The following is a 6,919-nucleotide window of genomic DNA, read 5'->3' as shown; positions in this document are numbered from 1 at the left end:
CGACAGCACCGCCAAAGGAGACACCGCAGACATTCCCAACCACACTCGTACTCGGAGCGGCGGCGGCGATCATCATCATCGCCGCAGTCATCCTCTGGAAGAGGAGATAAAAAACAAAACTTTTTTTTCCGAGGTACACCACTGCATCTTCTGGACAAAGGTTCTGCCCCGTCAATCAAAAGGCAATGGGAGAACCGGAAAACAGGGCAGACAGAAATATCTCAGAGCCGAAAAAAAGCCCTCATCCCCGAAGAAGAGGAGAGGTCAGTTCCCCTTCTCGACAATATAGACGTTCAGTTTCCCGAGGGGACGGACAGTCAGGGCACCCATAACCTTCAGGGCGCCTTCAAGGCGGGCGAGATCGACGGGGACAAAGTCTTCCCCGCCGTGGAGTTCGGCAAAGCCCTCCTTTGTGAACTCGGCAACGACGAACTTCTCGTATGAGACCCGCGCCAGTTCTGAGAGTGCCTGCTCCCGTTTCTCCACAGGGAGATGGTGGAGGGCACCGAAACAGATGCCGATATCGAAGGCGTCCTTGCAGTACGGGAGGTCGGTCGCGTCGGCCTCCTCGAAACTGATCTTCTCGGCGACGCCCTCGCGCTCCGCCTCTTTCTCCCACTCCCCGATCTTCTCTCCGTCGATGTCGACGGACGTGACATAACAGTCGTACTCCTTTGCGGCGATGAGAGCGAGAGGGCCGGCGCCGATGTCCAGCACCTCCCGGTCATTCACGCCTGCAAGGTCGAGGACGACCTTCCGTTCCTCAAGAAACCTGACCTCAGTCATTCTGCCCTCAACATCCTGTCGATAGCGGCAGCAGCCTTCTTCGCAGAACCCATGGCCCAGATGACAGTGGCCGCACCGGTCGCGACGTCACCGGCCGCGTAGACGCGGGCGATGGTCGTCTGGCCGTCCTCGTCCACGATCACGTTGCCCCGGCGCTCGCGGGTCAGTGCGGGGAGCATGGAGACAAGGAGGGGGTTCGGGCCCTGGCCGATCGCCTCGATGAAGACGTCTGCCTCAAGCACGAAGTTGCTCCCCTCGATACATGAAGGCTTCGGCCTCCCGCTCGCGTCAAGTTCGCACATCTCCATCCTGACACACTCGACTCCCGAGACCGTCTTCTCGCCGAGAACCTGCACCGGGTTCGCGCAGCAGACAAAATTGACGCCCTCGGCCTGTGCATTCGTGACCTCGACCGCACGGGCCGGGAGGTCCTCCTCGCGCCGCCGGTAGACGAGGGTCACCTCGGCGCCGAGGCGCCGCGCTACCCTGGCCGCGTCCATCGCCACGTTGCCGCCGCCGGCGACGACGACCTTCGCCCCGCGCTTGACAGGCGTGTCGAACCCCGGGAAGCAGTTGGCATGCATCAGGTTCACGCGGGTGAGGAACTCGTTTGCCGAGTAGACCCCGCAGAGGTTCTCGCCCTCGATGCCCATGAAGTACGGCAGACCGGCGCCTGTGCCCAGGAAGACAGCGTCGTACGCGAGGAGTTCCTCCGTCGAGACGCTCCTCCCGACGAGGTGGTTGAGTTTGATCTCGACGCCGAGCGCCTTCACCTGCTCGATCTCCGCCTGGACGATCTCCTTCGGGAGACGGAAGTTCGGGATGCCGTACATCAGCACGCCGCCTGCCGCGTGGAGGGACTCAAAAACCGTGACAGAGTGGCCCATGCGCGCAAGTTCTGCCGCAGCGGTGAGACCTGCCGGGCCCGACCCCACGACCGCTACCTTCTTTCCGGTCGGGGCGGCGACCTCCGGTGTCTTCACACCGTGCTCCCTCTCCCAGTCGGCGACAAAGCGTTCAAGGGCGCCGATGGAGACCGGTTTCTCCTTCCTGGCGAGAATGCACGACCCCTCGCACTGGGTCTCCTGCGGGCAGACACGGCCGCAGATCGCCGGGAGCATGTTGTTCTCCTTGACGACCCCCACCGCGCCGGCGAAGTCCCTGTTTGCGACCTTCTCGACGAATGCCGGGATGTCGATGCAGACCGGGCAACCCTTCACGCAACTCGGCCGCACGCAGTTCATACACCGCAGGGCCTCAAGGACGGCATTCTCCTCGGAAAGCCCCTTGTTGACCTCGTTGAAGTCCGTAACGTGCTCTGAGACATCGGTCATCAGTGCTCACCCCCGCAGCACCCGCACCCGCCATGAGGGTGGTGGAAGTGTTCGAGCGCTTCCTTCTCCTCGTCGACGTACATCCTCTGCCTCTGCATGAGTCCGCCGAAATCGACCTGGTGGGCGTCGAACTCAGGGCCGTCGACACAGGCGAACTTCGTCTCGCCGCCGACCGTCACCCGGCACGACCCGCACATCCCTGTGCCGTCGACCATGATCGGGTTGAGGGAGACGAAAGTCTTGACGCCGTACGGCTTTGTCACGCCCGAGGTCACCTTCATCATGATGGCCGGGCCGATGATCCAGACACAGCCCAGTTCCCGTTCCTTGAGGAGTTGTTCGAGGACGGTGCTCGCGAAGCCGTGAATGCCCTTGCTCCCGTCGTCGGTGGTGATGAAGAGTTCGTCACAGATCTCTTTCATCTCATCTTCGAGGAGGAGGAGGTCCTTGTTCCTCGCCCCGATGATCCCGATGACATGGTTCCCGGCTTCCTTCGCCTCACGGGCGATGATCGGGGTGGACGCGACCCCCACGCCGCCGCCGATGACGACGACGGTACCGTATTTTCTGATCTCGCTCGGTTTGCCGAGCGGCCCGACGACGTCCCTGAGGGCGTCGCCCTTCTTCAGCGTGGAGAGGTGCTCGGTGGTCTTGCCGATGGTCATAAAGATGACACGTACCGAGTCGCCCTTCACTGCCGAGATAGTGATGGGGATCCGTTCGCCGGTCTCGTCGATCCTGAGGATCAGGAACTGCCCGGCCCGGGCGTGCCGCGCCACCTGCGGCGCGTGGATCCACATCTGAAACACTTTATCTGCGAGCTGCGTTGCCTCCTCAACCAGATACAAACTCTACCACTCCAATTTCAAATTGCTCTTGTGCTATCAGTTTGGCGCTCCGTGCACTTTACCTTACGCACCTTCACAGCGACGCCGCGGCGTGACCGGACCATTTCCCCGGCACTCATCATCGCCCGCCCGGTCGCCATGGCCGAGGGACCGACGACGAGCACCTCGTCGCCCGGCCTGATCGCAGGGTCGGCACCGGTGACGCCCGGCGCCAGCACGTCGCCGTGCGGGACGAAGTCGTCGATCTGGACCCGGTAGCCGTGGAGGTACTTCCAGCCGTCGAAGGTGGGTTTGTACAGGCCTGTGCCGGGGTCGATGTTGTAGAGAAGGGTCTTCCCCTTGAAGACCGCCTGCCGCCAGGGTTTCCCCTTGACCTGCATCCCTTTTGTCTCGACATGTTCGCCGAACTGCCAGGAGAGGACGCCGGCGACCGGGGTTGTCCTCATCTTCCTCTCGCTGGCAAGGGCTTCGTCGAGAGTGTGCAGGGACGCCGGGGACGTCGGGTGGCCGGTGCAGGTGCACTCAAGTTCGATCCCGCAGACCGCGGCCGCCATCTCCGCAACCTTCAGCGCCCCTCCTTCAAGGTGGGCGATCACCCGCCCGTACGGGTGTGCCTGCAGGTAACGGGCGAGAATGTCGGAGAGGAAGGCGCACTCTTCGTGGTCCCAGTAGCCGGTCACCGGGACGTCATAGTGGCCTGCCGGGTAGACAGCCTCGACCTCGCGCGGCACGACACCGAGGGGCGAGGTGATGATCACCTCGTGGGCGCGGCCGGCGATGGCGCCGATATAGCGCTGGTGGCTCTGGGAAGAGGAGTAGGGCTTGCGCACCGCACAGGGGAGGAGGACGGCGACGTCTTTCCTCGGCGGGACGTACCGCTCGATCACCCTCTCTGCAAAGCGCTTCACCTCGGGCCTGTACATCGACTCGGCTGAGTTGGCGCGCAGCCTGACCGCACGGGCCGCCGGCGCCGCTTCCTCGGTGATATTATATTCCTGGTCGAGGAGGCGCATGGCGGTGACCTGGTCAGGGTCCATCCGGCAGCGCTGCTCCATCAGTTCCCTGAGTTGCTCACCGGCGATGAACCGCCGCACCGTGGCGCACTCGGTGCGGAGGGCGAGGCGGTTGTGGAGGCCGAGGTCTCCTTTCGCGCACCCGGCACATGAGCAGGAGCCTTCCTCGATCTCCGCGGCCGGGAACTCCCCTTCGGGAGTGCAGAAGAGGCCGCGGGCGGTCATGAGGTCGACGGCCGTGAAGTCGAAGAGGTCAAAGCCCAGGTAGGCGAGGAAGCAGGCATTCGACGGCAGGGCCGCGGCCGGGGCATACCATGCCGCGTCAGGCGGGACCTTCTCCCTGAGTGCGGCGAGGTGACCGACCATATTCCGCGGGTTGGTGAGGGCGGTGTGCCAGCTGGCGACGACCGCACATTGTCCGGACTCGCCGCCGCCGAGGGCGGGGTGGACGATGACTGTCTCACCGCCGGGCTGGACGAGATATTCACGGGCAAACTCCGGGTCTGCCGAGAGGGGGACGTTCGCGTGGTGGAGGGCGGCAAGATCGGGGAAGATATCCTCCATGTCAAGGGGGAGCGGCGTCTGGTATGTCGTGTCGTCCACCGAGAAGAGACCGGAACGGCCAAGGCCGTCCCGCCCCTTCACCTCAAACTGTGTCGGCATTCAGCACCTCCACGCCGGGGAGTTCGCCCCGCACGAAAGCGGTCCATTCAGGCGGACAGAGGACGGAGACCGTGCTCTCCGGGTGGGTCTCGACGAGGCGGGCGATGCCGCGGCACCCGGCCCGCATCATATCCTCGTCCCAGGGCGGGACCTCGGACTGCCCGATCGGGAAGGTCTCGGAGAGGCCCTCGGGGTATGGGCCAAAGGGCGGTTTGAAGAGGAGGACATCGTCGTAGTCGCCCGGTGCCTTACCGGCCATGGCGACGAGGACGCGGGGGCCGAGGGTGAAACGCTCGACCATGGCGTGGTAGCGCACCACCTCGGTCCGCATGCAGCTCTCCGAGCCCTGGTAGAAGAACCGCCTCTTCGTGACATTGTCATGCTCCTCCAGTTCCTCTGCATGGCGGAGGAGTTCACGATAGCCTTCGAGGAGTTTGGGGTGGCTCCGGCACCTGAGGTCGAGGAGTTCCCAGAGGGTGCCGTCGGTGATCGCCTGCCTGATCCGTGCGATCTCGGCGAGGGTGACATAGAGGTTGTGGAGGGCGAGGAGCCTCTCCCTCTCCGGGCTCTTCTTCAGTTCATCGGCCGTGTGGCTCCTGCAGACCTGGCAAGGGCAGGGGAGTTCTGAGAGTTCGTCGATCTTCAGGCTCCCGTATGTGGTGAGATAGCGGCCGTCCTTCGCAAAGAGGGCGTAGGCCGCGGAGTCGAAGATGTCGCAGCCCATCGCCGCACCCAGGGCGAGCATGGAGGGGTGGCCGGCGCCGAAGAGGTGGACGCAGGTCGAGGGGGAGAGGCCCCTCTTCGCACCGAGGACGACATCGACGAGGTCCTTGTACCGGTAGTTCTCCATCAGGGGCACGACGGCGCCGACAGGACAGAAGTCGAAACCGATCTCCTGGACGGCCCGCGCCGATCTCTCCCGCAGGTCGGGGAAGAGGGCGCCCTGGACGGGTCCTGCCATCTGGGCGTCAGGACCGAGGTGCTCTCTTGCCTCGCGGATACGGTCGAGGGTGATAGCAAGTTCCTTTTCCGCGCGCTCCCGGTCGGCGTCGGGCGTCGTCGGGATGTCGAGGGGCACGATGATGTCAGACCCGATAGCCTTCTGGAAACTGACAGTCTCCAGGTTGGTGATCTCGACGCCGCCGTAGACCATCAACTGGAATGAGCCCGAGTCGGTCATGATGACGCCGTCGAAGTCGAGGACCTTGTGCAGGCCCTCGGAGAGGGCCTTATCGCGGTACTCCGCACTCTTCGAGAAGATGTAGGCATTGGTGATGATCGCCTCGACCCCCATCTCCTGCATCTCCCGCGGCGTGACAAGGGGGAGGTGCGGGTTGACGACAGGGAGGAGTGCTGGCGTCCTGATCGTCTTCTCTCCCACCTTCAGCCTGCCAGCGCGGGCGGCGATGTCCTTCTGGAGGATCTCAAAAGATATTCCCATTTATGCTCCCTCCTCGTGGAAGATCTCCCCTTCAAAGGTGGCGACCTCGACGTCGCCCCTCTTCCAGCACCCCGGCGGGAGACCGGCCTTGAGGCAGGTGTGGTCGAGGAACTCCTCTGCGTCCCAGCCGTACTCAGGTGCGACCTGCGGCAGGAGGAGTCCGCTCCTGCCATGACCGGCGAGGACCAGGCCGTGCCGCCCGACCTCGACATGGCCGGCCCTCTCCTCGGGCAGGCAGGCGAGAGGTTCGGGGACGGTGAGGACCGTCACCTCGACGCGGATCTTCGGGAGTTCGGCAACCCGGACCGGCGGAAAGCGCGGGTCTTCGAGCGCAGCTGAGAGGGCCGCATGGACGATACCCTTACCGAGGGGCATGACAGGGTACGGAAGGCCGATGCAGCCGCGCAAGGAGCCGTCCCGGGTAAGAGTGACAAATACGCCCCTTTTCTCAGAAAATATCCGGGACAGCGGCGGCAGGGTGAACTCCTCACCCCTGAGGCTCTTTTCGAGGGCGTCGCGTGCGAGGCGCACCGCGGTCCCGCCCTCTTCACTGGTCAGCGCAAACATTAGTAATATATTCAGGGGTCCCCATATTATTAAGAGGAGAGGGAGAGTGCGGCCGACGGTGGCCTTCGGGCCGCTGAGGAAAGTCCCCCCACCGACCAGGCACGCAGCCGCACGCAAGTGCGGGTGGCGAGAGTCACGGCAATGACACAGAAACGACACGCCCCGCCGTCAGTCATGAAACGGCCGAGCCTTCGGGCGAGAAGCACCACAGGTGGGTGCGAGTTAACCCGTTGAACGTAGCGGCGGGAACCGATGAAACGGTGAATC

At 63.9% G+C, this 6,919-nt stretch carries 6 protein-coding genes and 1 other RNA gene; 1 reads left to right on the top strand and 6 read right to left on the bottom strand.

The features are described from left to right. Positions 1-264 precede the first annotated feature (264 nt). From Q0520_RS09000 to Q0520_RS08975, 6 genes are read right to left on the bottom strand one after another with little or no spacing between them, the layout of a single operon-like run. Positions 265-786, bottom strand: coding sequence for a class I SAM-dependent methyltransferase (locus tag Q0520_RS09000; RefSeq protein WP_298669096.1), 522 nt, complete (start codon positions 784-786; stop codon positions 265-267). Next, positions 783-2,120 carry an NADPH-dependent glutamate synthase gene (gene gltA / locus Q0520_RS08995; RefSeq protein WP_298669093.1) on the bottom strand — a complete coding sequence of 446 codons (1,338 nt, stop codon included), beginning with the start codon at positions 2,118-2,120 and terminating at the stop codon, positions 783-785. Before gltA ends, Q0520_RS09000 begins: the two co-directional genes overlap by 4 nt. After that, on the bottom strand, positions 2,120-2,968 hold the full coding sequence (locus tag Q0520_RS08990; protein WP_298669089.1) for a sulfide/dihydroorotate dehydrogenase-like FAD/NAD-binding protein: 849 nt from the start codon (positions 2,966-2,968) through the stop codon (positions 2,120-2,122). Before Q0520_RS08990 ends, gltA begins: the two co-directional genes overlap by 1 nt. Before the next feature lie 17 nt (positions 2,969-2,985). Beyond that, the gene (gene arcS / locus Q0520_RS08985) at positions 2,986-4,644 is read right to left on the bottom strand and encodes an archaeosine synthase subunit alpha (protein WP_298669087.1); all 1,659 of its coding nucleotides are present in this window, start codon (positions 4,642-4,644) and stop codon (positions 2,986-2,988) included. Then, entirely contained in the window at positions 4,628-6,085 is a 1,458-nt protein-coding gene (gene tgtA / locus Q0520_RS08980) for a tRNA guanosine(15) transglycosylase TgtA (protein ID WP_298669085.1), read from the bottom strand. The genes arcS and tgtA overlap by 17 nt, the downstream gene beginning before the upstream one ends. Continuing rightward, entirely contained in the window at positions 6,086-6,652 is a 567-nt protein-coding gene (locus tag Q0520_RS08975) for a TIGR00296 family protein (protein ID WP_298669082.1), read from the bottom strand. It abuts the gene before it with no gap. Between the two features lie 36 nt (positions 6,653-6,688). Here Q0520_RS08975 and rnpB point away from each other — a divergent pair. After that, positions 6,689-6,919, top strand: an RNA gene (gene rnpB / locus Q0520_RS08970) — RNase P RNA component; the annotation flags it as partial.

Source organism: uncultured Methanofollis sp. (assembly GCF_937919355.1).
Taxonomy (GTDB): domain Archaea; phylum Halobacteriota; class Methanomicrobia; order Methanomicrobiales; family Methanofollaceae; genus Methanofollis.
Note: the sequence above shows the minus strand (reverse complement) of the source record. Positions and strands in the feature narration are given on the sequence as shown.

What these genes read in the sequence shown, in the direction of transcription:
- Q0520_RS09000 (WP_298669096.1), bottom strand. Translation starts at nt 786, where the DNA reads ATGACTGAGGTCAGGTTTCTTGAGGAACGGAAGGTCGTCCTCGACCTT.
- gltA (WP_298669093.1), bottom strand. Translation starts at nt 2,120, where the DNA reads ATGACCGATGTCTCAGAGCACGTTACGGACTTCAACGAGGTCAACAAG.
- arcS (WP_298669087.1), bottom strand. Translation starts at nt 4,644, where the DNA reads ATGCCGACACAGTTTGAGGTGAAGGGGCGGGACGGCCTTGGCCGTTCC.
- tgtA (WP_298669085.1), bottom strand. Translation starts at nt 6,085, where the DNA reads ATGGGAATATCTTTTGAGATCCTCCAGAAGGACATCGCCGCCCGCGCT.
- Q0520_RS08975 (WP_298669082.1), bottom strand. Translation starts at nt 6,652, where the DNA reads ATGTTTGCGCTGACCAGTGAAGAGGGCGGGACCGCGGTGCGCCTCGCA.